23 protein-coding genes and 3 pseudogenes are annotated in these 26,962 nt (G+C 54.2%); 7 read left to right on the plus strand and 19 right to left on the minus strand.

Going from position 1 to position 26,962, the window contains the following annotated elements:
• The first annotated feature begins 22 nt into the window (after positions 1-22).
• Both KJ970_11710 and KJ970_11715 read left to right on the plus strand, forming a co-directional pair.
• Complete coding sequence (locus KJ970_11710) at positions 23-1,981, plus strand: hypothetical protein (protein ID MBU2691584.1); 1,959 nt, start codon at positions 23-25, stop codon at positions 1,979-1,981.
• Between the two features lie 138 nt (positions 1,982-2,119).
• On the plus strand, positions 2,120-3,115 hold the full coding sequence (locus tag KJ970_11715) for a hypothetical protein (GenBank protein MBU2691585.1): 996 nt from the start codon (positions 2,120-2,122) through the stop codon (positions 3,113-3,115).
• 126 nt (positions 3,116-3,241) lie between these two features.
• Here KJ970_11715 and KJ970_11720 read toward each other — a convergent pair whose 3' ends face one another.
• The 5 genes from KJ970_11720 to KJ970_11740 all read right to left on the minus strand — a co-directional run bounded on the left by KJ970_11720 (position 3,242) and on the right by KJ970_11740 (position 7,118).
• Positions 3,242-3,952 (minus strand): peroxiredoxin, encoded by a 711-nt coding sequence (locus KJ970_11720; protein MBU2691586.1) that lies wholly within the window; start codon positions 3,950-3,952, stop codon positions 3,242-3,244.
• Positions 3,953-4,066: 114 nt separating this feature from the next.
• Positions 4,067-4,945 carry an FAD:protein FMN transferase gene (locus KJ970_11725; GenBank protein ID MBU2691587.1) on the minus strand — a complete coding sequence of 293 codons (879 nt, stop codon included), beginning with the start codon at positions 4,943-4,945 and terminating at the stop codon, positions 4,067-4,069.
• A 23-nt stretch (positions 4,946-4,968) separates the two neighbouring features.
• Complete coding sequence (locus KJ970_11730) at positions 4,969-6,273, minus strand: DUF3570 domain-containing protein (protein ID MBU2691588.1); 1,305 nt, start codon at positions 6,271-6,273, stop codon at positions 4,969-4,971.
• A gap of 44 nt (positions 6,274-6,317) precedes the next feature.
• On the minus strand, positions 6,318-6,560 hold the full coding sequence (locus KJ970_11735; GenBank protein MBU2691589.1) for a DUF4266 domain-containing protein: 243 nt from the start codon (positions 6,558-6,560) through the stop codon (positions 6,318-6,320).
• A 3-nt stretch (positions 6,561-6,563) separates the two neighbouring features.
• Complete coding sequence (locus tag KJ970_11740; GenBank protein MBU2691590.1) at positions 6,564-7,118, minus strand: TlpA family protein disulfide reductase; 555 nt, start codon at positions 7,116-7,118, stop codon at positions 6,564-6,566.
• A 196-nt stretch (positions 7,119-7,314) separates the two neighbouring features.
• On the opposite strand from KJ970_11740, the gene KJ970_11745 reads away from it, so the two are divergent.
• On the plus strand, positions 7,315-8,604 hold the full coding sequence (locus KJ970_11745) for an aminotransferase class I/II-fold pyridoxal phosphate-dependent enzyme (protein ID MBU2691591.1): 1,290 nt from the start codon (positions 7,315-7,317) through the stop codon (positions 8,602-8,604).
• 40 nt (positions 8,605-8,644) lie between these two features.
• Here the strand turns inward: KJ970_11745 and KJ970_11750 are convergent, their stop codons facing one another.
• The 3 genes from KJ970_11750 to KJ970_11760 form a co-directional block, all read right to left on the minus strand.
• A complete protein-coding gene (locus KJ970_11750) occupies positions 8,645-9,775 on the minus strand; it encodes a hypothetical protein (protein ID MBU2691592.1) in 1,131 nt (376 codons plus the stop codon).
• Positions 9,776-10,027: 252 nt separating this feature from the next.
• Positions 10,028-10,720 carry a hypothetical protein gene (locus KJ970_11755; GenBank protein MBU2691593.1) on the minus strand — a complete coding sequence of 231 codons (693 nt, stop codon included), beginning with the start codon at positions 10,718-10,720 and terminating at the stop codon, positions 10,028-10,030.
• Between the two features lie 70 nt (positions 10,721-10,790).
• Entirely contained in the window at positions 10,791-11,480 is a 690-nt protein-coding gene (locus tag KJ970_11760) for a hypothetical protein (protein MBU2691594.1), read from the minus strand.
• Between the two features lie 414 nt (positions 11,481-11,894).
• Here KJ970_11760 and KJ970_11765 point away from each other — a divergent pair, with 414 nt between their 5' ends.
• On the plus strand, positions 11,895-12,320 hold the full coding sequence (locus KJ970_11765; GenBank protein MBU2691595.1) for a hypothetical protein: 426 nt from the start codon (positions 11,895-11,897) through the stop codon (positions 12,318-12,320).
• Between the two features lie 20 nt (positions 12,321-12,340).
• Positions 12,341-13,435, plus strand: coding sequence for an O-antigen ligase family protein (locus tag KJ970_11770; protein ID MBU2691596.1), 1,095 nt, complete (start codon positions 12,341-12,343; stop codon positions 13,433-13,435).
• Here KJ970_11770 and KJ970_11775 read toward each other — a convergent pair.
• The 6 genes from KJ970_11775 to KJ970_11800 form a co-directional block, all read right to left on the minus strand.
• The gene (locus KJ970_11775) at positions 13,425-14,468 is read right to left on the minus strand and encodes a formylglycine-generating enzyme family protein (GenBank protein MBU2691597.1); all 1,044 of its coding nucleotides are present in this window, start codon (positions 14,466-14,468) and stop codon (positions 13,425-13,427) included. The genes KJ970_11770 and KJ970_11775 overlap by 11 nt on opposite strands.
• Positions 14,469-14,567: 99 nt before the next feature.
• Positions 14,568-15,572, minus strand: coding sequence for a hypothetical protein (locus tag KJ970_11780; protein MBU2691598.1), 1,005 nt, complete (start codon positions 15,570-15,572; stop codon positions 14,568-14,570).
• Between the two features lie 12 nt (positions 15,573-15,584).
• Positions 15,585-17,042, minus strand: coding sequence for a 1-acyl-sn-glycerol-3-phosphate acyltransferase (locus tag KJ970_11785; protein ID MBU2691599.1), 1,458 nt, complete (start codon positions 17,040-17,042; stop codon positions 15,585-15,587).
• A 4-nt stretch (positions 17,043-17,046) separates the two neighbouring features.
• On the minus strand, positions 17,047-17,901 hold the full coding sequence (locus tag KJ970_11790; GenBank protein MBU2691600.1) for a hypothetical protein: 855 nt from the start codon (positions 17,899-17,901) through the stop codon (positions 17,047-17,049).
• Between the two features lie 591 nt (positions 17,902-18,492).
• Positions 18,493-18,723, minus strand: a complete 231-nt coding sequence (locus KJ970_11795) for a hypothetical protein (protein MBU2691601.1) — start codon at positions 18,721-18,723, stop codon at positions 18,493-18,495.
• The gene (locus KJ970_11800; GenBank protein ID MBU2691602.1) at positions 18,702-18,902 is read right to left on the minus strand and encodes a hypothetical protein; all 201 of its coding nucleotides are present in this window, start codon (positions 18,900-18,902) and stop codon (positions 18,702-18,704) included. The genes KJ970_11795 and KJ970_11800 overlap by 22 nt, the downstream gene beginning before the upstream one ends.
• A gap of 588 nt (positions 18,903-19,490) precedes the next feature.
• On the opposite strand from KJ970_11800, the gene KJ970_11805 reads away from it, so the two are divergent.
• On the plus strand, positions 19,491-19,895 hold the full coding sequence (locus tag KJ970_11805) for a hypothetical protein (GenBank protein MBU2691603.1): 405 nt from the start codon (positions 19,491-19,493) through the stop codon (positions 19,893-19,895).
• An 80-nt stretch (positions 19,896-19,975) separates the two neighbouring features.
• A complete protein-coding gene (locus tag KJ970_11810; protein MBU2691604.1) occupies positions 19,976-21,757 on the plus strand; it encodes a right-handed parallel beta-helix repeat-containing protein in 1,782 nt (593 codons plus the stop codon).
• A gap of 83 nt (positions 21,758-21,840) precedes the next feature.
• Here KJ970_11810 and KJ970_11815 read toward each other — a convergent pair whose 3' ends face one another.
• From KJ970_11815 to KJ970_11835, 5 genes and pseudogenes are all read right to left on the minus strand, one after another.
• Positions 21,841-22,398: a T9SS type A sorting domain-containing protein gene (locus KJ970_11815; GenBank protein ID MBU2691605.1), complete on the minus strand. Its 558-nt coding sequence runs from the start codon at positions 22,396-22,398 to the stop codon at positions 21,841-21,843.
• A 237-nt stretch (positions 22,399-22,635) separates the two neighbouring features.
• Positions 22,636-22,965 (minus strand): annotated as a pseudogene (locus KJ970_11820) (PKD domain-containing protein).
• A 447-nt stretch (positions 22,966-23,412) separates the two neighbouring features.
• Positions 23,413-23,685, minus strand: a pseudogene (locus KJ970_11825) (PKD domain-containing protein).
• Positions 23,680-24,066, minus strand: a pseudogene (locus KJ970_11830) (PKD domain-containing protein). Before KJ970_11830 ends, KJ970_11825 begins: the two co-directional pseudogenes overlap by 6 nt.
• Before the next feature lie 1,617 nt (positions 24,067-25,683).
• Positions 25,684-26,962 (minus strand): hypothetical protein (locus tag KJ970_11835; protein MBU2691606.1); only part of this gene is annotated, 1,279 nt, incomplete at its 5' end.

Raw genomic sequence — 26,962 nt, forward strand, 5'->3', positions numbered from 1 at the left:
TTGCCGAGGGGTGGGGTTTGATATGACACAAAACGCCTGTTTGCCCTGCCAGCGCGAAAAAATTACCGCCCTTGCAGTGACCGGGGGCGCCACCAGAATCTACCGGAAGTGGGTGGTGGGTCCCCAGAATTGGTTTACCTCGAGTCATGCCGCAATGACGGTGGGGCTCACAGCGGTCACTCAGCCCAATAATCGAGCGACCCATGCGAAAGTGCAATGGGGTGGACTTCCCGGCGGGGCGGTGCCGAACCTGAATATGGTATCGATTCCGCGAAATCCCGTCGGTGGGCCGGTGACCATTACAGCGACCTTGAATAATTCTAAATCGATTAATCTCTATTTTATTGAGATCCAGACATTGGTTTGTGAAAATGGAGCGCAGATTAATGGGGATACCTGGAAATTCTATGTGGGACGGGATCGGGCCGAAATAACGGCGACGCCAAATCCGTCCGAGGATTGGTTCCGGAGTCGTTTGCCATGGGTGTGGAACACCGGCGTGGCGGGAAGTTCGAAGCGGCGCAGGCGCGTATCGCTGAATAACGCTCAGGATATTCAGGTTATAACGAATTTGTACAATGCCTCAAAGACGATCAATCTGCATATTTGCCAGGCGCCCCTATTGGAGATTGAAGAACTGACCTTTGCCGGAGGGCATACCGTCAATTGCGACACTGTCGCTGACTTTGATAATATCTGGAATCGTAACAGAGTCGATCCAATGTCCCCTCTGCCGGGGGCCGTCAATACGGTTCATTCCCCGCTCTGCTATACCCGCAACCAAAGGATCAGAATAACAGCCCGTTTTAATGTTGCGACGGCGCCTACGGAGCAAGAGCAGGTTACAGTAAGGGGGTCCGCAGATTTCAAAGGAACGCGGCTTCGATGGGAAAAGATAAATGTCGCCGTCGGCCCGGCCGATGCGGCAGTTACAGTTGCGAATATGGACAGCGATGTTTCGATTCCCAATCAAGTCTACTTTTATGAGAACCTGAAGATTGCATGGGAAATTGTCGGCCCTGATGGTGTCACGAGATCCGCCGGGCAGACAAAACATCAGATCTACGCTCTACTGAATGATCCTGTTGTTGGAACGCCCATATATTGGACGCCACTTCACCTGTCATGCCAATCCGCGAAGGGTCGTACGACGCAAAACGACCTTGTGACCTATGCCTATAAACCGCTTCAAAAAACGACAGGTGATGGGAAGGGTTTATCCCGCAGACGGGATGGCAAAAAATTAACTTATTGGGGTCGTGGCTTGGATTCACCGGCGATTTTCACGACCCAGGATCTTCTGCAAAATAGCGAGCCCGATGGAATAACCGCGACCGGCCGGTGCGGTTCGTGGGCCCGGTTTTTCATCGATATGTGCAAAATGCATGGAGTCAATGCGCTGCAATTAATTGCGGTGATTCCCAAGGATCCCAATGTGGCCTTTCTCGTTCAAAAGTGTAAGTTCAAGGGAAAGGGGACATGGCCGAGCGACTTCAGTCATTTGGCGGGGAGAGGAAAGCAACTCTGCACAAAGATGACCGGTGTTGCGGGTCAGGGGAAGACAAATCCGACATTCACATTTTGTGATCACGCGCTGGTCAGATATGGAGGAGAGATTTACGATCCGTCGTATGGATTGCAACCCTACCCGAGTGAAAAAGCCTGGGAAGACGCGGCCATTGCTGGAATTGGAGATAATGCGAGCCACTGGTTATTCTGCCAGGATGGTTCAAGACTCCATATCACGCAGGAATGCAGCCGGGGGTTCATTGCGCATATAATGTTACCAGGCGAAACGGTTGCCGATGTTGTGATTTTGTATGGGGTGACAGGAGGTGAAAATGCGCTGTTTCAACACGCCCAAAATCACGATTTGCGTTCATTTCGGGCTACGGTTGCAGATGTTCAAACGGGTGACGAAATCATTATCCCGAGGGATATATCCAATATCGCATTACTCAACGAGATCCTGATTCCATAGGAGGCTCGAAGTATGCGTCTTAATCTTGGAGTCATGGACATGGATTGCCCCGGTAATCATGGCGTTCTCCGTTCAATTGTGGTGGCGGTGTGGGTTTGCTTGACGACCTTTTCCGGGTGCTCGGCACAGGAGCCTGTTATGAAGAATCAAAATAAAGAGATCTCATTTTTGCTGCAATTGGACGCCTTGATGATAGAGAGGGGAGAAGAGATTGATGGAATTGAGTGGATCGATTGGCGGGGTTCGCCTCATCTTGTCGTTTCCTCGCACCAGAAGGATTTTAAGCCCAGCCTGCAATTCTTCTCTGTCGAGAATCCCCCGCGCCTGCTGTCTGAAAACACCCTCATGCTCCCGCCCCAGACGTCGAGGCCGCAGTGGAGCTTGATGGCCGCGGATAACGGATCCTTCTTTGTTGCGCTGACACGCCCGGGAAGCGCTTTTTGCCCGCTGGCATTATGGGATTCGAATTCCCCCAAAGATATTGATTTGAGCGCGCAACGATTAGGAGGTGTTTTCAGCAACCCCCGATTCGTGAAGGGTATGCAGGGAGTTATTCCACCCGTGATCGCTGTGGATGGCGCTGAAGCATCGAAAGCGGTGGTTTTGTTCACTCCACCTGAGAGTGGCGACTCCTGGAATTATAGGGTTCTCTATAAACCTGAGACGGGTGTTGTCCAGCAAGCGGAGATGATACGAATTGATGACGGTTATTGGCTCTTTTACAAACTATTTGTACCCGGAAGCGTCGAATCCGATTCCCAAGGCGCGATTCCTTCGCGGCCGAATATACATTTTGGAACCATCGCGCCAGGAATATTAAGCTGCGCCCGGTTCGATGGGAATTTCAATATTCTGGGATCCCCTTTTCGGCCGCTCAATGACGATTTGTTCTTTGAATTCGATGTTGATCTCTGTGGTGAACGTCTTGTTGTATTGGGAACGACGGATTCAGGCATCCTGATCAGTGAAGGATGTCTTGTGGGAGACGCCTTCCAATGGATAACAAAGACACAGCGCAACCTGACCGGACTGTGTTCCGAGCCCACGGTGATAATCAATGGAAATAGTCTATACATTGCTCTTGTGGAAGATCTGGGATCGCCCACGGCGCGGGTTCTTTATGCGCGTCGATGAATTCGGGGTTGGTTGCCTTTAATTACGACCTTTTTCCAGGAGATTCTCCCGGGCAGAGAAGGAGCCTGGCGGCTGCGCAAACCGCCAGGCTTTTGATCAACTCAGATGACACCGCCGATGCATAAGCTAAAACTTCTCGGGTTTCCAGATCTTCCAGACCTTGCCCACCAGATCGGGCCCCACTTTCAGCGTCGGTTTGCCGGGAACCCAGCCGGCCGGTGTGGCCTCAGCCCCCTTCGTTTCGCGAACCAATTGAAATGCCTGAACTTGCCGGACCAACTCCGCGAAGTTGCGTCCGACGGGAGGTGTCATAACCTCCATCGCTTGTATGACCCCATCGGGATCGATAAGGAAGCGGCCGCGGATATCAACGCCGGCATCTTCGTCATAGACACCATAGACCTGGCCGATCCGGCCGCCTGCATCCGTCAGCATCGGAAAGGGTACGCCGCCATCGACCATCTTAGACAATTCCTCTTCCTGCCACATTTTATGTGTGAAGCGGCTGTCGGCGCTCATTGAAAGGACCTGAACACCGAGCTTTTGTAACGCCGCGTAATTGGCGGCAACTGCCGCCAGCTCCGTCGGTCAAACAAAAGTGAAATCACCGGGATAGAAGCAGAGCGTCAGCCATTGGCCCTTATAATCAGAGAGTTTGATATTCTTGAAGCCGCCATTGATATAAGCGCTGGCTTCAAAGTCCGGAGCTGGTTTTCCAACCTTCGCCATCATGATCGTGCTCCTTTCTAAGGGGATGGACGCCGGCGCATCTGCCGACGCCGGTGGGTGAATGGGGCCGCCGGCCGGTTTCACGCATCCGTCTTGTTCCTTTGGCATGATCTTACCGCCTTTCAAATAACTCGAATTCCCACTGCGAGTCGTAAGTTATCCTGCACATGAACCATAATAAACATACATCCATGGCAGTGCAGGAATCAAAGGGAATGGCGATTATCGTATGCACCAATAGCGCACCTTTTCAGCATCGAGGAATGTCTCCGCGCCGGCGCCTCTGAGCATAGCAAAGGTGGCGAGCATCCCCGCCTCAGTGCCCGTGGGGGCGGCAACCGTTACGGAACGCGGAGCGCCCACCACCGGCCAACCGGTCCGTGGATTCAGAAGATGCGAATAGCGCACCCCATTCCGTTCGATGAATCGATGCGCATCGCCGCTGGTTGCCAGGGCTCCCTGCCAGAGGGCGACACGCCGGATGGGTCTTTCCTCGGAGCGCGGATCATCGATTCCCACCTGCCAGGGTTGGTCCCCGGAACGGGGTCCGCTCGCAAACAGGTCTCCCCCAAGGTTTACGAGATAGGGTCCGTCGGTCGCAGTGGAGAGAAGAGCCGCCACCCGATCGACAGCATATTCCTTGCCGATCCCCCCCAGATCAATTTCCATCCCCTGCGGCAGGAGGAGGGTGGGGGGATTCCATCGCAGTTTTTCCCATCCGATTAGGGGCAGGATCGAGCGGACAGCCTCCTGAGATGGCAATTGATCACCGCCGTCGAAGTGCCAAACGCGCCGCAGGACACCCGAAGTGATATCGAATCGTCCGTCACTCAGCCTGTGACAGGTTTGTGCAAAATCGATGAGCGCCGCCGTCTCTTCATCGACATTGATGGGCGCTCCCCGGGAAGAATGGATCCGGTGGATGATATTGTCGTTTCTGTAACGGCTGAACTTTGTTTCGATGCGGATGACTTCACGGCGGGCGATATCGTAGAGGCGCTCCGCCACCTTGCGCCGGCCCGTTTCTATGAGGATCTCACACGGGCTGGCCATGGCGGTAAAGCGCCCCATCCAAAGATCATCGCGCCGGAGGAGTTCCATTCCCTCCGCGGGGTGCCGCGGGCCTACCACCACTCGACCGGGAAAGAGGTGCCCACCCGGATCATCCAGGCGCTGACGTCGGGAAAGAGATCAGGTCCCACCAGCGACCCGAAGGCATCCGGCGGGCTGCTATCCCCTTGCTGCAGGTAGTACTCGATTCCAAAACGAAGAGCGAGACCCGAGTCGAGGGTGTGAACGGCCTGCACGCCATAGGTGGCCGCCGTGAATGTTCCTATACGATAATCAGCGCTGGCGAATGTGGGCAGCGTCCGGCCCGACACGAGGTAGCGATTGTAAAAGTCAGCCTGATGCTGATGGTAGATGCGAAAGTGTGGCTCTATCTCCGTGCGATTCCCGAAGCGATGGGAAAGATGAAGATCCAGCGTGGAGGAATGGATCGACCAGGAATCCCAATAGTAGCGATAGGATGCCGTGGCGACATCGGATCCGATCATACGTCGGACTTCACCATAGAGACTCTGCTTTGTGCGCCGATCCGGGCGGTTTTCATAAAGGTACTGCAGCGGTTCTCCAGGTTCCGCCTCGTAGGGCGACTGAACCAGCGAGAGTATTTTATAAGGATCGGTCAGGTAGCCGGAGGAGTATCCTCTTGTATAATTCAACCGTGCGATGGTGGCCCGATCGAGGACCTGGGTCAGGCCGACGAGGAAATCGGCGATATCCTTGGCCTCTGCAGGACCTCCGGACCGGCCCCCGCCCTCATCCCCATCGTCATCCTTTTGGAAATCGTCTCCTTTATTTTCATCTGCGGATGATCCTGTTAGAGGCGTCAACGCCGTCGGTATTCCGCCGGTGGGATCGACCGTATCGTGGGAGAGGGAGAATCCGGCCGCCAGGGTGGTGTTCCGCATGGCTAGATCGCGGGTGATGACTCCTGAAATCCCCAGCGAGAGGTAATCCGTCTCGGAGGAAATGTTCATCCCGAGGTTCGCTTGACTCATGCGCCCCAGGGGATGAATCCATGTCGCCGAGCCGGCAAAGCGCTCATCGCGAAAAGTCGGGTCGAGGGGTGTGTCGCCCGGGGCGATCGAATAGGAGTTCTTCCCCGATGGTCCCGTAAAGGTCTGGACCCGGTCGGCGGGTGTCGCGCCGCTGGCCGATGCGCCCGTCAGGGCGTCGTATACAAACTTTAACAATAATGAGCCGCCGGATTTCAGTTCTTTTGAGCCCTCGATGGCTGTTTCCACCGCGGTGACACGGTTGGGCTCGGTGTAGACGAGAGTGGTTCCTTCGACCTGTCCGGCCCGCGATGGACCCGGAATGGCCGTTAGGAGGAGGCCAGTGGCCGCCGCCAGGCCGGTTCTCACTCCCTCCCGGGCCGCCGCCTTAGGCCGTCTCCTTGAGAATGGGTTTAATTGCATCCGCACCCACCTCCGCCGAAACCGCCGCCGCCGCTGGAGGCTTCCTTGCTGAAGTAGATATGGTCATCAATGCCGTTTTGCACCCGGTTCGCGTCGGCCTGCATCCGTGGATCGGCCAGCAGGTCACGCTCCCACGGCTGGACCCGGGCGCAGCTGCTGAAAACTGTGAAAAGGAGGGACGCGGCTAGCAAGAGGAAGGAGAGTCGGGCTCCTGGGCGAAGGGTCGCTTTCATGGGCTATCTCCGTGTGGTATCAGGCGGCGTTTCACTCAGCAGGGAGATAATCTCGGACTCCCATGCTTCTGTTTCAGATTCCCTGAAACCCAGGTGAACCGCCCGCTGTTGGCCCTGGCGGTCGAAGAGCAGGGAGGTCGGCATGGCTTCGATCTGATAGGCCTCCGCCAGCTTCCCTTCGGGATCATGAAAGATGCGGAACGCAGCGGGGTTCTGCTTTAAGAAGGACTCGGCCGCCTTACGGTCGCGGTCCATATCCACGGCAACCACCTCGAATCCCTGGTTTCCAAAGCGCGCCTGCATCGCCCTCATCCATGGGAAGGATTGCTTGCAGGGCTTGCACCAGGAGGCCCAAAAATCGAGATAGATGACCTTTCCTTTGTATGCGGAGAGATCGAACAGGGTGCTATCACTCTCGGCAGCCGTGGTCTTTTCGCCAGCCATTACAGTGCCGGGAATAGAGGTTTCCATGAAGGCAGACAAGATGAAGGCAGACAAGATGAAGGTGGTGAGCCCACCAGTTGTCTTTACAGTGTTGCGGCTCTTAGAAGGTCGCATTTGAAGTCTCCTCATCCGATATCCCAGGTCATTTAGTGGATAACAGCGTTCCTACCGGTATCGCCTGAAGAAGTTCCAAACCATCGGCGGGGATCAATTCTCCTATCCCATGCGTCAGTGGATGGCGGATTTCCTGGAACTCTGCTAGGGTGCACGGGATAGTTGCGCTGGACGGATGATGAGGGGAGTCGTCTTGATGATCAATAAACATGTCAGTCTCAATTTGAATGTCCGCGGGTTGGGGCAATCCGCGACGTTGAGTGTGAACGACCGTATCCGAACGCTGAAGGCGGAGGGGAAGACCGTCTACCGCCTGGGGCTGGGGCAATCGCCTTTTCCAATCCCTCAATCCATCGTTGAATCGCTTCGAACGCATGCCCATGAAAGAGATTATTTGCCGGCCAAGGGGCATGCGGATCTGCGGGCCGCCGTGGCGGATTATCATCGCCGGACCGATGGTGTCGCCGCGGATTCAGAGGGCGTTCTGATCGGCCCCGGATCCAAAGAGCTCATGTTCATTCTCCAACTCGTCTTTTACGGCGAGCTGTTGGTGCCGGCGCCATGCTGGGTTTCGTACATCCCGCAGGCCAAGATTATCGGCCGGCAGGTGAGTTTGATCCAAACAGCTCTTGACGACGGATACATGATCTCTGCGAAGCGGCTGGAGGAGCATTGCGCGGAAGAGAAGGACGACCTCCGACCGCGCATCCTTGTGTTGAACTACCCGAATAATCCGGTTGGATCGACTTATACAGCGGATGAACTCGAGAAGCTCGCCGCTGTCGCTCGCAAATACCAGGTTATACTATTGTCGGATGAGATATACGCCCAGCTCGACCACAAGGGCGCCCATGTTTCGGTGGCCCGCTACTACCCTGAGGGGACGATCATCAGCTCCGGTCTTTCTAAATGGTGCGGCGCGGGCGGCTGGCGCCTTGGCACTTTTACCTTTCCAAAGGATCTCGATTGGCTTCTCGATAAAATGGCGTCGGTGGCCAGCGAAACGTATACATCGGTCAGCGCGCCGATCCAGTTTGCGGCGATTCGGGCCTTTGAGGGAGGGGAGCTGATAGACCACCATCTCCGCCACTACCGCCGGATACTGGAAGCGGTGGGAAAGCGCTGCGCCGGTATCTTGAACCGGGCGGGTATCGGTTTCATCCCCCCGACCGGCGGATTTTATATTTTCGCCGATTTTTCGAAGTATGCTGAAGCTCTTGCGGCAAAGAGCATTCATGGAAGCCCCGACCTGGCAAACCGGCTGATTGAGGAAACAGGGGTGGCGGTCATACCCGGAGCGGCGTTTGGGCGCCCCAAAGAGGAGTTGAGCGCCCGTCTTGCCTATGTCGATTTTGATGGCGCCGGAACGTTGGCCGCGAGTGAATCGATCCCTCTCGAAACCCGGCTTTCTGAAAGCTTTGTTGATGAGTACTGCCCCAAGGTGGTCCAAGCCTTCCAAATCATCAGTGATTGGGTCCGAGCCTAAGTTTCGAGTTGCCTTACCTTCTTCAGACCAAGATTGGATTCTAGTGCCGGCCTGTCTTCACCCTGACAATATCAGACCCACGGAAAACAAGACCCCCCTCCAGCATTCCCCTTAAGAATAGCTCCACCGTTTCGCTGTGCAGATCTCCGTTTTCTTCCAGCTGCGCCTGGGAGAAATGAAGAACCAGGTCCTCATCTCCATCACCATCGATATCTTCGGTGCGTTCCAAAATGCTGATATTGCGCTTTGCAGCTACCGGGGTGTCATTGCCGTCATCATTCCCGAGCGTGACGGTGTTGGGATCAACCACGGTGGCATCAAAACCGTTCATAGAGAGCAGCGCCACCGGAATGTTGCCTTTTGCACCGAGTCGAATCGTGTTTAGATCGTTGCCGGGTTTAATGTCGATCTCTACAGTGAGGAACTCGGATGTCCCATCGATTGAGTTAAAGGCAATATTATCGACAGCCTCGGATTGATCGGTGGGCGAGGTGATAATGACCTGAGAAATGAGCACTTCGGAGGCGAATCCCCAAAATCTTCCGCTGTTGCCGGCAAAGGCCTGCGTGAAGGCTTGAAATCCATCTTCGCCGATGATCTCGATTTCAAAATACTCTTCAGTAAAGTAGCTGATGAGATCCAAACCCAATCCATTGACCCTGCCATCCGGGAATTCGAGAATCAGAGCATCGGGGCAGCTTGTCACGGCAATATTCTTCGAGGGATTGTAAAAGAAATCCGGACCGACAAGCGCGAGTTCGAGTCCGCCATGATCATTGTTTGTTAATATTTCGATTCCAGGCAGGATGTCGCCCGGTTCAAAGCAGTCATTGTCAGTATGCTCGTTAAGCGGCTGTGAACAGCCGAGGATCTGACCGTCTCCGATGTTGCCCTCTTCAAAATCTTCAACTTGAAGGCCGGGGAAAGCTTCATCAAAGTCAGCTCGTTGGTAAAAATAGATTAGGGATCCCTCAGTCTTTGGAGCCGTACCTGTTTCTGGGGATGCCGCTGAAGGTTGTCCCACTACTGGAACACCGAGTCTAGCCTGCTCCAGAATCGAGGAGGGGTTCTGACCGGTGCTATTTGTTAAACCCTCTCCGCATCCCCACAGGCAAACGGCGAGGGCCATGGTCAACAGCCCCGGCCATGATTTGCTTGTTCTTGATCTCATGACCACTCCCCTTTCTTTTTGAGCTTATTTATAGCATCGGCAGCTTTGACATTCCCTGAAGAGCAGCGGATCCATGATGAATCTCAATATCAAGTATCCTATTGCCCGAGAGCGCATTATCCCAATGGGTGAAGATGACTGACGGTTAAATTTGGGCCGCAAGAAGGAGAAAGAAAGAGAGCGGAGCCATTCCGGCTCCGCTCTTTAACAAACACCAGTTGATCCGCCCGGGATATCCCCGATCGCTGGTTTCTAATAGATGCTCTTGATCAGACCCCAGGTGCTCATCTTCGCCGGTGTCGGCGGACAGTACAGCAGATCGAACTTGCCATCTGTGTGGTTTGTGTATCCCTGGGGAATGGGAACGACATCGGGATCATCCGTCCATGTCCCTAGGACCGGGCCGCCACAACCCAGCAGCAAGTTAGAGAGCGTGCCGCCGGTGCATTCCCAATCGGCCGTCATCGTACCCGTGGCGCCGGGGGGCGCGCCGGTATCGATGAGGAAGACATGGAAATTGGCCATTGTTCCTTCGAGGACGAGATCGCCGTCCACAAAAGAGGATGGCGCCGTTGCATTGGGAGGAAACACACCGAAATCAAAATCGGGTGTCACATCCGCATAAATTTTGAAAGTACCATCGGTGTAGTCGGTCTCGTAGATCATTCCGCCAATGACAGCAGTTCCCAATGAAGTGAGTCCCTCGAAAACAAAGGTGTACTCAACGAGATCGGGATCAAGGTCACCCAAGGGATCGTAGAAGGTATCGATCCTGCCGTAGATCGTTAATTCAGATCCCGGATTACTGATGTGGCCCGAGTAATCGGTTTCCCATCCAAAGCAGCTTGGACCCCAATCGAGGAGTGGGTCCTGCGCCATGACGGGAACGGAAATGACAAGAGAGGCGAAGACAAACCCAATGGCTAGTATAAAGGCGGATCGCATAATTTGTCGCTCCTTTCCAATTCCCGGGAAGCTTTTATAGCATTCCCGGAAACCAGAGATGTCTTTAAAGCTAGTCGTTATAGAAACTCTTAATTTGCCCCCAGGTTGCGCTGTGGGTGGCCGTCGGCAGCTGATCCAGATACACTTCGCCATCAACCTGGTTTGTATATCCACTGGGCGTATATGGGGGTTGTCCCAATCCCAAAGCCGCCAATGTCCAGCCGGCGCGTATCGTTGATGACATGTTTTCGATGCAGACACCTTCATTGAAATTGATCGTTCCGGTGAAGGAACCGTTACCACTCACCGTCTCGATGACTATCGTTAGGCTGGTAAAATAGCCACCAAGCAAGTGCGTTCCATCAATGAATGTGGAGGGTGCGGTCGGGTTCGGCGGATAGGTTCCGTAATCGGCAGAGGTTCCGTCGATACGCGAATCCTCATAGAAGGAGATGGTCCCATCGCCCCCGTAGTAATTGTAAAAAACGTATGTTCCCACCGTTTCCGTGGTAGAAAGGGCGCCGCTATGGATGTGGACCGTATATTCGTAATTGTCCTCATCCATGACCATAAAATCTGCGTTGGCTGAGACCATGGGGCCGATAGTTGCGTAAAATTGGCCCTCATCAGTGTAGTTTTGCGGAAGGGGCCATGTGAAATCGTACCCATGGTAGTCCGCCAACCATATGGACCCAATCGCCGGTGCGGTGAACAGGGCGGCAAGACAGAGCGCCACCAGAGCTTTTAGAACAACTTTCATGTTGCGCCTCCCAAGTCCTGTCTGCGGTCCAGCAACGACAGGCCCAATGTTGGTAGTCCAAGCAGTTTGTTCAACTTAATGGGAGCCAATGAGATGCGAATTACTCCTATTGCTGGAAAAGATACCACCGATTATTAACCAAGTCAATAGGAATTCGGGTCAAATGCCCCTAACTCCTTCTGGAATAGGAGTCAAAGGGCCTGTTCTTCGATGGAAGCAATAAATGTAAGTTAAAATTATTGATGAAATATATTAGTATGTATTATAATGGCCGAGACAAACGCTTTCATCAGCATGCGCCGCATCTTCAGTTGTCTATGTTGATACGAGGATGGGTTCCTGATATTGATGACCGGTGTCTATTAGCCCGCAACCTGAATCTTCAAGCGAGGAGCATGGGCCCACTCGGCCGATATGAAGAAACCGAATGATATCCATCGCCGATGCCTTTCTCAAGGTCCCTTGTTTTTAGTGCCTATTGTGATTTTTGGCATTTGGTGGGGGAGTATCCGACCCTTCATTGCAAGTCAGGTATTTGTGAGAGGGGCGTATAGGAAATCCCTGGAGTATGACACTTTCATAAACCATGAGTCCCGGCGTTTTCTGTCCCAGCATGTTCTTAACGGTGAAGACCTGTTGCCCGTTGATTATATTGTTGATGAAATGGAGAAGAATGTTCAAGAACATCCGCTGGATGCGAAGAGTTATATTTACCTGGGCCTGCTCTATAGCAAAAATGCAAGGGACAAAGACAAAGCAAAGTGGGCCGTGCGAGAGGCCCGGCGATTAGCCCCTTTCCGTCCGGAAGTTCGAGATATGGAGGAATTGTGCAAACCATAATTCGAACAGGACTTTTTGCGGTGTTATGCATTCCGCTCATTGTGACTGATTCGACGTTTTACCCCTTCGTTTTCGGCAAGGCCATTGCCTTCCAGGTCCTCATCGGTCTCCTCTTTGTACTGTGGTTGATCTTGCTTGCCCGGGGAGAAGTCAAACTTCGATGGACCCTGCTCAATGTCTCGTTGCTCATATTCTTTATTATGATGGGTTTGGCGACGATATTGAGTGTGGATCGCATCCGCAGCTTCTGGAGTACGCAGGAGAGGATGACGGGATTCTTTAATATGGTTCATTACGGGCTTTTCTTTCTAATGCTATCCACGCTCTTCTCGAAAGATCTGTTTTTGTGGCTATTTCGTTTCTCTCTCCTCGTCTCTTTGGTCATGGGGATACTGGCCCTCGGCAATTTTGCCGGCCGGCTCTCCGGGACGCTGGGCAATCCAGGATTCCTTGCCATCTATATGATGATGCATGTTCTATTTTCAATCTTCCTGATAATCAAAGATCGTAGAGTTCTCTGGCGTATTTGTTATGGAATGGTTCTTGTCTCTGATTTGTTCATCCTCATCTTTACAAAAACACGAGCCGTCTATATGGGCTTGGTTATTGGCGCAATAATCCTATTGGGCGGATTGTTTCTTAAGGCCCAATTGAGGAATCGAATTGCTGGATTGATCCTCTTGTTCGTTTTTGTTTTTGGGATGATCGGTTTGCTGTGGTTTGATGAGTACAGAAGCTTAAAACCAAGTGAGGCGCGCATCATCTCCTGGTCTATCTCGTGGAACGCCTTCAAGGAGAAGCCCCTGCTGGGTTGGGGGCCGGAAAACTATGTCATCCCCTATGCCAAATACTTTCCGGCAGACAGATTGCCGCCGGAGAGTTCCTGGTTCGATAAAGCGCATAACATTTTCTGGGAGTATGCTGTCACGATGGGCATGCTCGGTCTTCTGGCCTATTTAACAGTATTCATTATTGCGGGGAAGCGGGCTCTATTCAGCGCTGCGATCATCGCCGGTTATCTTGTCGCCCACTGCTTCTGGATAGAAACATCCAGCTGTCTGATTCCCCTCTATCTGGTGTTTGCTTGGACCGATGTCGATAAGATCAGGGATTGACGGTTCGGGCCAAGCGAAAGCCGAATTTAGTTCTATAAGGGTAGCTTGGTGTTCCTCCGGAACGGTAGGAGCAACGCAGCTCCTCGGTGGAAGACGCGTTCCATGAGCCTCCGCGAATGACGCGATAATTCCCGCTCCCGGCATCAACGGGATCGGTTACGGGTGTTGTTCCAAGTTCGCATAACCACCAATCATTGCACCACTCATAAACATTTCCGGCCATGTCGGATAGCGTGAGAAGTCCGGGTGCGTCGGGGAAACTGCCTATGGGCCTGGTCCAACTAATGCAGTTACAGTTTGCATAATTACAGTTATGAGGTTCATTCCCCCATGGGTAAATGCGCTCATCATCATATTGCGCCGCATATTCCCACTCGGCATCGGTTGGCAGGCGGTATCCCTGGGCGCTATATGGATCGCCATTGTTGCAGGCCCAATCGCCTGTGTGCGCATACGCCCGGGGCAATCCTTCTCGCAAGCTCAGCCAGTCACAGAATCGCGCTGCACCATACCAGCTGGCTGACTGGATTGGATGAGCAGAAGGGTCGTATCCATCGGGATACGTGTACTGAGCGCTATTTGATGGTGACTGACGCAGATAGAATGTCCCGGCGCCGTCAAATTGAATCTCGGAATAAGAATTGTTGAAATCGAGGAGGAGTTCGGTGCCGCCGTCCAGGTTATCCAGGAGCGATACAGTTGTTGCAGTGACATAGCCCTGATCAAATGCCCACTGAACCATTTCCAAGTATTCCAGGTTTGTTACCTCATGCTGCCCGAGATAAAAGTCGCGGGTCAAGGTGACTTCATGCTCGTCCAGGCCGCACGAAGCTTCCCCATCGCCCATCATAAAAATTCCAGCGGGCACAGTAACAAGCTGGAACATATCAAAGAATGTTACACTGTCGATCTCCGCCACCGAGTAGTAATTGGAGCTTACTCCTTGGTGGATCCGCATCCTTAGTTCGCCGTGGCTCGCTGAGATGCCGAATAATATTGTAATGCCGATGATCGCCATGATGGCCCGCCGCATGGATGCGTCCTCCCAATGGTGTCAGGATCATGATCTCCGAAATCCCGCTACATATCGAAAGAGAATACCCTATCTACCGTTGAATTGCAAGGATAGGTATTATGAGCCGCTCCTTGAAATGAGCGGCACCCGGTCGACGATCCGCACGCGCAGGCCGCGATGGCAGATCATCGTCGAGCCATCAATATTGGCCGGAAAGGGTTTGGGTTTTGAAGGTGAAAGCTCCAGGCAATTCCTGATGAGATAGGATTGCATTCCCCAAGCTTCGGGATCCTCCATAATTTTTCCGCTGCGGGCCCGCGTTGCCTGCTGAGGCAATTTTCGAATGCCGATATCTCTCATTGCGAAAAGATGAAAATGCCCGGAGCCAAGAGGATCTGATGTGAATGATAATTCCGGACCAAGATAACCATTGAGGATGATCAGGGCCTGGTAGCGGTCTTCAGCGACATCGTGGCCATCCACATGAATCTTCCACCGCCCTTGCCCGCCGAAGGGTCCTTTAGAAAGGCGTTCGCCTAATGAGAGGATCATTCCTGTTGTAAAGGGACCGAGATCACCGAAGAACTGGCTCAGGATTCCCTTGTACCATTTGATATATCGATTTTCTGTATAGTATGGGATCCGGCCGAAAATCTCAGCACCGCCATAGCCGACAAAGTGGATCGATGTGACATTTCCTTCAACGCTCTCGGCGAGAAGGACATCGCAGGGAAGCGTGCTTCGCCTTTCAATCGATTCAGCAAAGACACGAACGGCCTCCTCGATCTTATCAGGCATATCCAACACCTTGCCGATGAGATCGGCCGATCCCTTTCGAAGAAAGCCAAGGCGGATTTCACTCAGTGCGATTCCCGAGTCGATACAACCCTCCAGCACATTTCTGAAGGTGCCGGATCCGCCGGCTGAGATCGGGATGCGCCCTCCCTCTGTAAGAATTTGCGACGTTTTTTCACGGGCTGCTTTGTGAGTGTCTACTTCATGCAATTGTACATTATCGAAACCCTGATCCCTAAAAAGGGGCACGATGCGTTCCACTTTCTTCCAATCCTGGATTGATCCGGAGATGGTGGTCGCGATAATGTCGATCCGTTCAGTCTTCATCGTAATGTTCCCCTAATCGCCATCCCGGCACTCATCTTTCCATCGATTCTTAGCGTTTTCTGCAAACTTCTGCGCCTCGGCCGCGACAATGTCCAACGCTCGGCCGCCATCCAACACCAGGACCGGCATCTCCCAATATTTATTCAAGACTGAGCAGACAAGGAGATAGGCCTCCCGCAACTTGGCCAGTTTCTCCTCCGTTTCGTGCACCTGTTTCTTTTCTCCCCGCGCATCGATCCGTCTTATACAAACTTCCGGAGGAACATCAAGAAAGATCACCAAGTCCGGAGTCTGCATCTGATCAAGGTGAAGTTGTTTCAAACGAATTAGTTCTGGGAACTGCCTAAAGATGGGGTCATCACGCCTTATCTTCAATGATCCCTTAGGGCCGCGTCCCGTCAGGATGGCCAGCGCTTTGGCGCAAAGTTCCTCGTTGAAATGCTCTTCCCTGTAGAGGATAGACCAGGCGGTAAGGTTTAGCAGGGGCATCCCATCCATGAAGACCGCTTCGGGCCGATACCACCGTCCCGCTTCCTTCAATAGCCGGTCGCGAAGCAGAAGCTCGGCCAGTTTTGGGATCTTATACCTCACCAGCGACTTCGCTTGCTTTGCCTGGGCTCCGATCCATCGGCGGACCTTTTCCGTCAGGAGAGGTTGAAGATGCAGTAATTCCCGGCGCTCAAAAAGCTCCAGCCGGTCGCTGATCAGGCAGGTCCTATCCGTGGAGGAAAACGCAATAGCCATTCGACGGGACAGAGTCGATTTACCCGATCCATCAATGCCAAGCATTGCGGTCGTGAACATCCTATGCCGCTTTTCAGATCGGTGCTGGCGCGCCACCTGCGCCCGTGCATTTAGATCCTCCAAACCCCTCTGCAGGGAGAGCGTGATATCGCTGCAATCTCCCTGGAGGCGTTGGGGAGGGGCGATCGTCACATGGTTCCAAAGGGGAATAGGAAACGGAGCTTTTCTGGGGAAGGCCCTTTCGGGGCCTTCCAAGAAGGCTGGGACGACCGGGATGGACCGGTTGGCTTCAACAATTCTACCGATCCCGCTGCGGAACCCCTGCATCCGGCCCGGCTCACCGCGGGTTCCCTCGGGGAAGATGATGATGTTCGCGCCCCTGTCGAGCGCGGCTTGGATCGCCGGGAGGGCTTTCCCGCTTTCGCCGCTTCGATCGATCCAAATCGGTTGAAAAAGAAAACTGATGATCCTGAACAAGCCATTGGACTTCGCAAAATAATCACCGGCTGCAACGGGATGGGTCCTGAGGATCTGCCGCAGAGGCAGGGCGGCGTACAGAAGCAGGGTGTCGAGGTGGCTGTTGTGGTTCGAGATGAGAATGAAACGATCCAAATCCTCCAGGTTCTCCCGCCCGCGAATATTGATACCGAAGACCGCCCAGATGAGGGGACGCAGAACGAGAAGGTAGAGCAGAAAACGGGTGGATAGCGCCTCTTTTAACTTCATGGTCCTAGAGATTTCCCCAATGGAGGAACCATCGCAGATAGTGAAAGACGATGGGCGCAGGAAAGAGATAGGGTTTCAGCGAATTTAAAACAAGCCCCCGGCCCGGCTCCAGACGATCAGGGGAGACACCGAGATCCTCCTCCATGCCCCGCAGGGTGAAATTTCCGCCGACGACGAGAATGGGAACCATGACCCCTAAAATCGCGGAATGGATCCGTGGAATTGTCGTCCAGGGTGAAACCAGTAATGTTAAAATCACCGTTACCAATGTTGCGATCATGTAACCCAGCAGCGTCTTTCCAAGCAGTAACTTTCTCAAAATCAAGTCGCACACGGCGACTGTGAAAATCAGCAACATCGCCATCCGGACCGAGAAATAGGCAAGGTAACCGATATGTCCCATGCAGTAGGCAAACAAAAAAAGCCCCAAATCGATAGCGCCGATGGAGAAGACCGCGCCCCGGGAAACACCTCCGCCGATGGCCACCAGAAAAGGAATCAGAAGAAACGCATAGACAGGAATGGAAATGATAAACATTCCATACCAGTTGATATGAATGAAATATGTCATAAAGGGGATTGATAGATAAGCGCCGAGAATTCCCCAACGGTCTTGGAGCCGGAAGTCGACCAAAGAAAAGTACTCGCGCAGCGCCAGGAAAGAAAAACCGGCGAAGAGCCAAATGGCGAGCCGGAACGAAATCCAATCGGCCACACTGAGCAGAAGGAAGAACCCCCAGAAATAGGATGTGTGCGGCGGCATGCGGAAACGCCCGCGGCTGACCGATCCGGCCAGGAGGAGCAGGGTGATGAAAGCAAAAACGCCCAGGGAAAATGGTGTCGGCGCTGCATCCAACATCGGCCACCAGCCTTTCTCTTGATCGACATGCAAAGTCTATTCTGAGTTCCGTCGGGAAGCAATCGATAAGAGCCGTCTGCAATGGGCGGTTAAAGGCGGGATGTGGGCGAAGGGGAGCGGGCACAAGAACCACCCCGGAGATTCTCCCCCGGGGTGGTTCTCGCTCCAGTGTTCCGGCTCCGGTCCCTTTCGCGGCCGGACCATTTTAAGAGGACGCCTATTTCAGGCAAACGACTTTCTTTGTATAACTTTGATTTCGCCCCCTCAGAAGAGCAAACTTAATCAATGGGTCGAGGATCACCACATCCCATCCTTCACCCGAGATAGAGATCACTGATGAAATGATCGCTAAATCCATGATGCAGCAAAATGCCTTCAAAAGACGCGCCGGCCGATGCCGCACGCGGCCTTCCGTCCAATCCGGCTTTCACACCTCTGTGCGGATATCCGCATCGGCGGTGCCGGCAAGGCTACCCCGCAGGAGGGCGAGCAGAAGCAAAAAAGTTATCCGTCTCATGAAACGCTCCCCCCTGGATTACCGCTGAGTCCTTTCATACGCGGCTCTGCGTTCCTTTTCCTTCCCGAGGCGCATCAGATGCCATCGACCGTTTCTTGAAGGAATTCAGCAATCTCCGTGTTGCCGATCTTCTCAGCATGCCTGATCTGGCATCGAAACATTTCGACTTCGGTCATCACCTTGACCTCTTCAATCTCGCGTTGGATCCGGATGATCTCATGGTGGTCTTCGGTCCCGGCCAGCGCCGCCATCAACTCGTCCAGTTTGATATCCTGCGCTTCGATCAAGGCTTGGATTTCAACCATGACGGGATGGGCCGGCGGCTTGGCGGGGGTTTCGGCCTGGTTGTTTCTGTTTCGCCGGCGGGTGCTTCCTGAGTGGCTGCTGCATCGGCCTTGATCTCGCTCCTGAGAGGGAAAAGGACCAAGATGAAGAGAATCAGCAAGCCGACAGGGATCCGGCCATTGTTAGGTCTGAGTTTCATGGGGCTCTCCTTTTAGGGAACAGAGGGCCTGACCGCCTCATATCGGAGGACGAGCGATTCCCGCGAAGCGAACGGCCTTTCTGCGAAGATGATTTTTGGGGAATTTATGTTCGGTTCCCGGGAGCCATCCGTCATCGGGTACAGACGCGACACAGCGCGGTGGGAAATGACCTACCGGCCAAACCGCTCTTCTCTCACTCCCGGTGGACGGCTATGCTTATACGGTCCTCGTTTCAGCTATCAGAAGAGTTCTGGATCCGGAGGTCTGGTTCACCGTGTCGCCCCATCCGCCCACAGATGATCCAAGGGCCCCAACGGAGATGGAATCGACGAACCATCTGATCCAACGGGCACGGATAGGCGATGATACGGCCTGGCCGAGATCTGCCGCCGTTTTCTGTCGCGGAGGCAGCGCAGCCGGGGCGTTTGGGTTCGCCAAATCGATCTGATCAATCCCTCGCCGTAAGTGGCGGACAGAGCCGGCTACAAGAGCAGGAACCTCAAGGGCGGCTTCCCCATTGGTGGGCCCCCTTCCGAATTATCTTCAATAATATCATGATCATAGTGGTTCGCTTGGCCACGCGACCCATGGGCTGTTTTAAATCTTGGGAGAAACCCGATGATAAGGGGACGGCTCGCGTCGATTGTTTTTTCGCCATTCTTTTAAGTCGGCTGCCGGCCGACGCACAGGTTCCGGAAGCGCAGGATTCAATTTCAGCCGCATCCTCCAAGCAGATTACCCCCGTCGATTCGCTTTCTGCGGCGGAGGAATTGACCAGCCAGCGCCAATTCGCACCCGCCGGAGATTTGCCGTTGCGCCTTCTTCCTCGCGTCGAAGAGAAGTACGGACCGGATTCCCATGAGGCGGGCCGGGTTTTCGATCCCCTGGTCATGTGTCTCTGGCAGTTGGGCCAAAGCCAGACGGAAGAGACCATAGCCTTGGCCGACCGGGCCATTGAGTTGAAAGAGAGGCTTTACGGGGCGGATTCATGACATCTGGTGATTGGCGGTGATATCGGGTATCATGATCCTCGATAAGATGGTGACGATGCTGATGAGTGATCGGGGGGGGCATGTCGGGAAATTCAAAGGTTCATCAGCGGCGATTTTATAAACCCCGGCCGGCTCTTGTATTCATTAATATTTTTTCGATTTTAATAATTTCCGCCGGTGCGCATGCCGGCCTATCCGGACCGCTCCATGGAGTTTTGGGCCCGGGTGTTTACCAGGTTACCGGGGATATTACCGTGGAGACGGGTTCCTCCCTCACCATCCTTCCCCCCTCCGATTTTCTCTTCAACTATGGGCTTGGATTTGAGATCGATGGCCTGCTCACAGCTGCCGGCACCGAGGCCGATAGTATACGTTTTTTACGTGCGGCCGGCGGTGAGTGGAATCTTGTTCATTTTTTGGATGCATTGGTTGACACCAGCCGGCTTGAATACTGCCGCATATCCGGCTGCCGGTATGGAGGCGTGTTCTGCAACAATTCAAATCTCATCATTAGTCATTGTACAATTAATAACAATGAGGGTTCTTTGGGCGCCGCCATTCGCTGCCACCTGGCGCATATAACCATTCGGGATTCCGATCTGATGAACAACGTCTCCACGCACATGTCAGGCACAGGAGGTGTTCTTCTCAATGCGTCGGTAGGGATCGTCGAAGGGTGCCGGATACTCAATAATACCGGGGGTATGGTCGGAATGGGCGGCGGCGTCAAGTGCTTTGATTCGGTGGTGGCGATCCGGAATTGCCAAATAGAGGGGAATACCGGGCTTGGTGGCGGGGGTGGCCTCTATATCGGCACCTGCATCGGCGCGCGGGTTGAGGATTGTAATATTAACGGCAATCTCTCGGGTGGCGGCGGGGGGGTCTATGCCTATAATTGCAATGATCTCCTGATCGAGCGATGCCGGATTTCCGGCAATCAAGCCCACGTTGGAGCGGGAATTCGCCTTTTCAATTCTGAGTTGGGAATAGCCCGGTCTTCAATTGACGGCAATAGGGCAACGTCGAGGCTGCTGGAAGCCGGCGCCGGAGGAGGCATTTTTGCGACCGATAGCACAGCCCTGGCGCTGACGCATTGCACTATCAGCAGAAATATCGCAGAGCCCTGGGAATCGATTCCGCCGAAAGGGGCCGGCTTATACTTTTTTTATCTTGATTCAACAATAGTGAATACCAATCTTATCAATTGCATTGTCGAAGGGAATGAGGGTGGCGGGGGGCTCTACTTCGAAGACAGCACGGCCGTAATTGACGTTTCTTACAATGATTTCTGGAACAATGAGGGGGGTGATTTCGCCGGGGTTTCAGTGGATCCACAGCTGGGAATCATCACCGGCGGCAACGCCAATGACGATCCCTGTGATCTCTATTTTAACATTTTTGAGAACCCTCGGTTTGTTGACCCGGAATCGGGAAATTTTAATTTGCTTCACCAGTCACCCGCCATCGACGCCGGCGATCCCGGGTTCCCCCATGACCCGGATGGAACCATTGCGGATCAGGGCGCCTTTTGGTTCAATCAGGCCGCCGGATCGATTCCCGCTCCCTTTGATGGCATGGCGCGCCGCGCCTCCATAAAAATCTGGCCGAATCCCTTCAGCACTCGAGCTGACATTCAGTTTTCATTTGAGAGCTTCCAGAACTCCGCGGGGCAATTGGGGATCTACAATGTTCAGGGGCGGCTTATTCTCGAGTTGCCGCCTCTGAGCCGGAGCGCCGGCCTCTATGAATATTCATGGGATGGGCGGGACGGGGCGGGGAAGAAAGTTTGCGATGGCGTCTACTTCGTTCGAGGATCATGGGGACAACGGTCAGCCGGTCAAAAAGTTCTCTACTTGAGATGAGAGCGGGGCGCCCTAATTAAGACCGGCTGGAGCATAGGCCCCAGCCGGTTCTGTCATGATTCGACTTGATGAGCTTTATAGAATTACTCCAGCAACATCATTCGCCGCGTTGCAACATGGGCGCCTGTTTGAATCCGGCAGAAGTAGATGCCTGAGGAGACCCCCTTCGCTTCCCAACGGACATTGTGTACACCCGCCTCGTACGGCCCGTCGGCCAGTGTAGCCACCCTGCGGCCGGTAATGTCAAAGACCTTTATGACAACGCTGGAAGCCTCTGGCAGGCTAAAGCTGATCGTTGTAGAGGGCTTGAAGGGATTGGGGTAGTTCTGCGAAAAGAAGAACTTTCCGGGAACGAGCTCTCTTTTCAGCGAGACGATATCGTGGTCATCCTGGACGGCTTTGCCGTTGCTGTAGCCGCGGAACGCGATCTCGTCGATGTAGACGTCGTCTGTATTGTTGCTCGCATCGCACATGAACCGCAGCTTGGCATTGGCCGGATAATTGTACGTTCCGGCCGGTATCGAGACGACTTTATTGTAGAAGACATTGTTGGCGAATCCGGCACCCTGGACATAGGTCGCGATGGTCCGCCATGCGGAGCCATCATAATACTGAACCCAGAAATCTTCGTTGCTTTCCATACTCACCGCATAGAACCAGAATTCGACTTCCAAGTCTGTATAACCGGAAACATTGTAACTGCCGGTGTGGTAGAACGAGGATGCGGCGCCGCTGTTATCCTGGATATTCGCGGCCCGGCTACCCTGGTGCGCATAGGTGCCGCCGGTGTAGAGCGCGCAATCTCCGCCGCCGTCGGTGTAGCTGCCGAATCCCCCTTCGAAGTCGTCGTAGGTGATGACGGTCCAGCCTCCGCCGGTGGGTTCGGTTACGGTGATATAATCCACTTTGACCTCGTCGTCGGAACCGCCGGCGTTGACAGCGGTCAACGTCACGGTATAGGAACCGGCCGCCGTATAGGTATGGTTCGGATTCTGCGTACCTGATACGCCGCCGTCGCCGAAGTCCCAGCTCCAGCCGGTCGGATCGTTTGTCGATTCATCGGTGAATTCTACGAGAAGCGGATAGACACCGCTGGTCGGGGTTCCGGTGAAATCCGCGATCGGCGCCTCAGGTCCGCCGCTGCTGAAGCCGCGGAACTCGATTTCATCAATGAAAACGTCATCAGAATCGCCGCTGGCATCGCACATGAATCGCAGCTTGGCGTTGGAGGGGTAGGCGTAAGTACCGGCCGGAATCGAAACGATCTTGTTATAGAATGTATTATTGTTGAAGTCAATCGATCGGGCATAAGAGGCGATCGTATGCCATGTCGTTCCGTCAAAGTACTGAACCCAAAAATCCTCGGTGGTATTGTCCATACTATAGGCATAGAACCAAAACTCGACTTCCAATGCCGTATAGCCTGAAACATTATAACCCGCGGTATGGTAGAACGATGAAGCCACACCGCTGTTATCCTGGATATCAGCCGCACGGCTGCCCTGGTGGGCATAGGTTCCGCCGGTGTAGAGCGCGCAGTCGCCGCCGCCGTCGGTGTAATTGCCAAATCCCCCTTCAAAATCGTCATAGGTAAGGACGATCCAGCCGCCGACCGGCTCCGTGACCGCGATGTAGTCGGCCTTTGTTTCGCCGTCGGATCCGCAGCCGTTCGTCGCTGTTAAGGTCACGGTGTAGGCGCCGGCGGTTGTATAATTATGCGATGGATTCTGCTGCGTTGAGGTTCCGCCGTCACCGAAACTCCAGCTCCATGAAGTCGGCGAGCCGGTCGACTGATCGGTGAAGCTGACGGCCAAGGGGGCATCGCCGGATGTCGGGGCGCCGGTGAAGGCCGCGGTAGGAGCCACACATGGGTTCACCGTGATGTAGTCGGCCTTTGTCTCGCCGTCGGAACCGCCCGGGCCGGTCACCGTTAGTGTGACTGTATAAGTTCCAACCGTGGTGTATTGATGCGACGGATTCTGCTGCGTCGAGGCGCCGCCGTCGCCGAAGCTCCAATCCCAGGAGGCGATGCTTCCTGTGGATTGATCGGTGAAGTTTACCGTCAAAGGTTCTGTTCCTGACGTCGGAGTGCCTGTGAAGGCGGCGACCGGCGCCGGAGGCGGACCCGTGTTCACAGCATTGTATGAGTTGATGCGGCCGGCGCCCATCTTGCCGAGATAGGTTGACGAGAGATAGGCGTCGATGTTGTCGGCGCTGCTGTAGAGCTGGTTCTCGACCTGAGAGGCCGTCCAACCCGGGTTCTGCGACCAGATCAACGCGCCGACACCGGCGGCCATAGGCGTGGCCATCGAGGTGCCGCTGAGAGAGGCCCAAAAGGTGGTGTTGGGGTCGGCGTGATCATGATAGGTGGAGTAGATGCCGACGCCCGGCGCGCAAATATCGACCCAGGTTCCATAAGTTGTAAAACTAGCCGCCGCGTCATTCGCGTCGACGGCGGCGACGGAGATACAATCGCCCCGCGCGTTGAGGTAGTCGGCTGTCTGGTTGCCGGCATTACCGGCGGCGACGAAGATCAATCCGCCGTTGTTAATGAAGTAAGTCGCGGCCGTCCCAATACCGCCTGAATTCGAGGATCCCCAGCTGCAAGAAGCGATTTTGGCGCCGTTATTGGCTGCATAGTAGAAAGCCTCGGCCGCGGCGTCCATCATGACGACGCCGTATTCCTGGCCCGAATAGTTGTACGAATAACCCATCCGGCACGCCATGATTTTGACGCCGTTTCCGCTTTCGGTTTGGGCGCCGTTGCCCCAGCCGCCGGCGACGCCGGCCATGCCGTATCCGTCATTGGTCATCATCCCGAAGATGCCGGAAGTGTGTGTGCCGTGTCCGTTAAAGTCGCGGGGATCGTTGTCTTTGGTGGTGCAATCCTCGCCGGTCCAGCAGTTGCTGACGCCGTCGATGAAATCATAGCCAATCCAGTCATCGGTGTAGCCGTTCCCGTCGTCATCAACACCCGCTGATCCGTTCTTTTCGCCCCAGTTGATCCACATATTGCCGCGGGATGCGCCGGGATTGGAGACGGAGGCATAGAGGCCACCGAGATCGGGGTGGTAGTAACGTGTCCCCGAATCAAGGATGGCGACGATGACGGAACCGCTTCCCGTCTGAATATCCCATGCCTCGGGCGAATCGATATCATGATCGTTCGATTGATTGTGATAGGTCTGGTACGGGCTGAAATAGGTGTCGTTCGGCGTTGCGTACAGGGCGTGAATGCCGATTGGTTCGACACTCTCCACCATCGGATGACCGGCATAGGCGGCCATCGCTTCTTCAAGTGTACCGGACTCAAACCTTACTTTGTAATACTTGGCGAGCTCAGCGGTCTTTGAGTTCGGCCCGGGTTCAGCGCCGATGAATTGCTGCCTCATCTGTGTGACGGCATAACGGCTCGCAATTTTGTCGAAATCGACATCACCGATTTGAGCGATATCGGCGGCCGAATAGCTGATGTTGAGTTTGCCGACATCGGGTTTCATAACCACAATGAAGGCGTCGTTCGAATAGCCGATAAACGACGGAATCCCTTGTGGCATATCAACCTCAATGATCCGATCCGCTCCGATGGCTGAGATCGGAAGAATCAGGAGGAGAGACAGAATCACCAACGCTGTTCTTTTCATTTCAACCCCCTTAAATGCAGCTTCTTGGCTTAAGAATCCGCGTTCCATGTCCTTTCCAGGGTGCGGATCCCAGGGCTTCATAAACATTTTTGATATGCCATGTTCCCGGAGCGCAGCATCCGGCAGAAACATGCCCTAAAGATGGTATGGAGGTACGGTAGGAAAATTCCAGAGCCGCGCGCGTCTTAGAACATAGACGCCGTGAGTCTAGGGCGGCCGCCCCGAAAAGTCAAGAGAGGATTCTTTCGAGGGGCTCTTCCCGTCTTCTCAGAGCGGCATTCTCTAATTGAACAGGTTTATTTTCAGTTTGGCCGTTCCGCCCGGCGCGTCACAGGAATGGCCGGTCAAATTGCCGGATCCTCCCACATGGTTGTAGCTAAATGTCACGCCGCCGATCGAACCGCAGGTTTCGGTCCCCTCGACCTTGGCTTCGTAATAGACGCTGGTGGGGGAATGAGAGTAATCCGTCATGGGGACATTTCCCCCGTGATAACTGAAATCGGAGGTCTGATCGACGCCGTATTCTGTCTTAGTTCCATGATAGGAGACTACGAAATCGGTGACCGCGCCCGTCTCGGGCCGGACGGTAACGCTGACGGACCAGTTGTTGAACCAGCCAAACGGATCCGGGCTTTCTACGAGCGTCCCGTTAAAGGTATTCCCCTCGATCTGGCCCGGCGTCAGGCGGGTCATTAACGTCCGCCAAGAGGACTCCACTCCCTGGCTTGTTATGGTCCCATAAAAGGTGAATTCGACCGTCGCATTTCGAGCAAGACTGAGATCCAGCGGGTTGCCGACGGTGATCTCACCAAGATCGATCGTTCGGTTGGTTGGGAGGAGGGGGTCGACCGTGATCGGGACATCGATCGAATCACCCTGAAACCCGAGCCTCAGTGTCGTCTGCCCCGGGAAGGCGTGGGTGGCCGCAATGTAGCCGTCATCATCCGTAATGGTAAGTTTTGTTAATGGGGCGTACTCAACGCCGTTGACCTTGGTGAACTTGCGCACGATGACATTCTCAAGGGGGTCGCCGTTGGCATCCACCAGACGGGCCTTGAAGAGGTAGCGCCAGCCGATCCGCTCGAGGATGACCGGTAGGCGATCGGCCCTGCCGATGCCGGTGAGGTAGGTTTCCACATCCGTCCTAAGCTCATTGATATTCGTGGCGCCCAGCGAGATCAGACTCAGGATCTCGGACATGCCGAGGTTGACGGTTGGAACGGGACGCCTTTCGGTCGGCGCATTGATGTCGCCGATGGTCGGGTCGGCGCTCCAGAGCCTCGCGAGCAGCACACAGGCGAATCCCTCGGCGCTGGGGGCATCAACGGCGGCGGGGCGGATTTGCCGGTACATAGAGCCCGGTTCTGTGGGATCAGCAAGATCGACACTGCCCCTCAATAGGAATTGTGAAAAGTAAGCAAAATCTTCAATGATCGTCGTGCGGCCATCATGCAGATCTCCAAGACCATGACCATCGGGAGCCGTATTTTCAATGAGAAGGTACTGATCGTCGCTTGTCAGAATATGGTTCATATAATGCCCGACCTCATGGGCGACGGTC

The sequence above is a fragment of the Candidatus Eisenbacteria bacterium genome (assembly GCA_018831195.1).
GTDB lineage: Bacteria > Eisenbacteria > RBG-16-71-46 > CAIMUX01 > JAHJDP01 > JAHJDP01.